1 rRNA gene is annotated in these 3,219 nt (G+C 57.1%); it reads right to left on the bottom strand.

Annotation, left to right across the window (positions count from 1 at the left end):
- Window positions 1–46: 46 nt before the first annotated feature.
- Window positions 47–3,170: ribosomal RNA gene (locus tag AC5P09_RS51195) — 23S ribosomal RNA — on the bottom strand.
- Window positions 3,171–3,219 lie beyond the last annotated feature (49 nt).

The following is a 3,219-nucleotide window of genomic DNA, read 5'->3' as shown; positions in this document are numbered from 1 at the left end:
GGGGCTGTTCGTGGTTTCAGAACCAACACAGTGGACGCGAGCAACTGAGGACAAGCCCTCGGCCTATTAGTACCGGTCACCTCCACCCATTACTGGGCTTCCAGATCCGGCCTATCAACCCAGTCGTCTACTGGGAGCCTTAACCCCTCAAAGGGGGTGGGAATACTCATCTCGAAGCAGGCTTCCCGCTTAGATGCTTTCAGCGGTTATCCCTCCCGAACGTAGCCAACCAGCCATGCCCTTGGCAGGACAACTGGCACACCAGAGGTTCGTCCGTCCCGGTCCTCTCGTACTAGGGACAGCCCTTCTCAATATTCCTGCGCGCGCAGCGGATAGGGACCGAACTGTCTCACGACGTTCTAAACCCAGCTCGCGTACCGCTTTAATGGGCGAACAGCCCAACCCTTGGGACCGACTCCAGCCCCAGGATGCGACGAGCCGACATCGAGGTGCCAAACCATCCCGTCGATATGGACTCTTGGGGAAGATCAGCCTGTTATCCCCGGGGTACCTTTTATCCGTTGAGCGACGGCGCTTCCACAAGCCACCGCCGGATCACTAGTCCCGACTTTCGTCCCTGCTCGACCCGTCGGTCTCACAGTCAAGCTCCCTTGTGCACTTACACTCAACACCTGATTACCAACCAGGCTGAGGGAACCTTTGGGCGCCTCCGTTACTCTTTAGGAGGCAACCGCCCCAGTTAAACTACCCATCAGACACTGTCCCTGATCCGGATCACGGACCCAGGTTAGACATCCAGCACGACCAGACTGGTATTTCAACGACGACTCCACCTGAACTGGCGTCCAAGCTTCACAGTCTCCCAGCTATCCTACACAAGCCGAACCGAACACCAATATCAAACTGTAGTAAAGGTCCCGGGGTCTTTCCGTCCTGCTGCGCGAAACGAGCATCTTTACTCGTAGTGCAATTTCACCGGGCCTATGGTTGAGACAGTCGAGAAGTCGTTACGCCATTCGTGCAGGTCGGAACTTACCCGACAAGGAATTTCGCTACCTTAGGATGGTTATAGTTACCACCGCCGTTTACTGGCGCTTAAGTTCTCAGCTTCGCCACCCCGAAGAGTGACTAACCGGTCCCCTTAACGTTCCAGCACCGGGCAGGCGTCAGTCCGTATACATCGCCTTACGGCTTCGCACGGACCTGTGTTTTTAGTAAACAGTCGCTTCTCGCTGGTCTCTGCGGCCACCCCCAGCTCGAGGAGCAAGTCCTCTCACCGGTGATGGCCCCCCTTCTCCCGAAGTTACGGGGGCATTTTGCCGAGTTCCTTAACCATAGTTCACCCGAACGCCTCGGTATTCTCTACCTGACCACCTGAGTCGGTTTAGGGTACGGGCCGCCATGAAACTCGCTAGAGGCTTTTCTCGACAGCATAGGATCATCCACTTCACCACAATCGGCTCGGCATCAGGTCTCAGCCTTGATGAGCGGCGGATTTACCTGCCACTCGGCCTACACCCTTACCCCGGGACAACCACCGCCCGGGCTGGACTACCTTCCTGCGTCACCCCATCACTCACCTACTACCACCTTGGACCGGCGGCTCCACCACTCCCCTTTGCCCGAAGGCTCCAGGGCGGCTTCACGGCCTTAGCATTAGTGGGCTCGATGTTTGACGCTTCACAGCGGGTACCGGAATATCAACCGGTTATCCATCGACTACGCCTGTCGGCCTCGCCTTAGGTCCCGACTTACCCTGGGCAGATCAGCTTGACCCAGGAACCCTTAGTCAATCGGCGCACACGTTTCTCACGTGTGTATCGCTACTCATGCCTGCATTCTCACTCGTGAACCGTCCACAACTCGCTTCCGCGGCTGCTTCACCCGGCACACGACGCTCCCCTACCCATCCATACGGGCGTTGGCCCTATTGCATGAATGACACGACTTCGGCGGTACGCTTGAGCCCCGCTACATTGTCGGCGCGGAATCACTAGACCAGTGAGCTATTACGCACTCTTTCAAGGGTGGCTGCTTCTAAGCCAACCTCCTGGTTGTCTGTGCGACTCCACATCCTTTCCCACTTAGCGTACGCTTAGGGGCCTTAGTCGATGCTCTGGGCTGTTTCCCTCTCGACCATGGAGCTTATCCCCCACAGTCTCACTGCCGCGCTCTCACTTACCGGCATTCGGAGTTTGGCTAAGGTCAGTAACCCGGTAGGGCCCATCGCCTATCCAGTGCTCTACCTCCGGCAAGAAACACACGACGCTGCACCTAAATGCATTTCGGGGAGAACCAGCTATCACGGAGTTTGATTGGCCTTTCACCCCTAACCACAGGTCATCCCCCAGGTTTTCAACCCTGGTGGGTTCGGTCCTCCACGACCTCTTACAGCCGCTTCAACCTGCCCATGGCTAGATCACTCCGCTTCGGGTCTTGAGCGTGCTACTCAAACGCCCTGTTCGGACTCGCTTTCGCTACGGCTACCCCACCCGGGTTAACCTCGCAACACACCGCAAACTCGCAGGCTCATTCTTCAAAAGGCACGCAGTCACGACTGTATGTGCAAGCACATACAGCGACGCTCCCACGGCTTGTAGGCACACGGTTTCAGGTACTATTTCACTCCGCTCCCGCGGTACTTTTCACCATTCCCTCACGGTACTATCCGCTATCGGTCACCAGGGAATATTTAGGCTTAGCGGGTGGTCCCGCCAGATTCACACGGGATTTCTCGGGCCCCGTGCTACTTGGGTGTCTCTCAAACGAGCCGCTGATGTTTCGACTACGGGGGTCTTACCCTCTACGCCGGACCTTTCGCATGTCCTTCGCCTACATCAACGGTTTCTGACTCGTCTCACGGCCGGCAGACCGTAAAAGAGAGATCCCACAACCCCGCATACGCAACCCCTGCCGGGTCTCACACGTATACGGTTTGGCCTCATCCGGTTTCGCTCGCCACTACTCCCGGAATCACGGTTGTTTTCTCTTCCTGCGGGTACTGAGATGTTTCACTTCCCCGCGTTCCCTCCACATACCCTATGTGTTCAGGTATGGGTGACAGCCCATGACGACTGCCGGGTTTCCCCATTCGGAAACCCCCGGATCAAAGCCTGGTTGACGACTCCCCGGGGACTATCGTGGCCTCCCACGTCCTTCATCGGTTCCTGGTGCCAAGGCATCCACCGTGCGCCCTTAAAAACTTGGCCACAGATGCTCGCGTCCACTGTGCAGTTCTCAAACAACGACCAGCCACCC

This window comes from Streptomyces sp. a15 (genome assembly GCF_059026085.1).
Note: the sequence above shows the minus strand (reverse complement) of the source record. Positions and strands in the feature narration are given on the sequence as shown.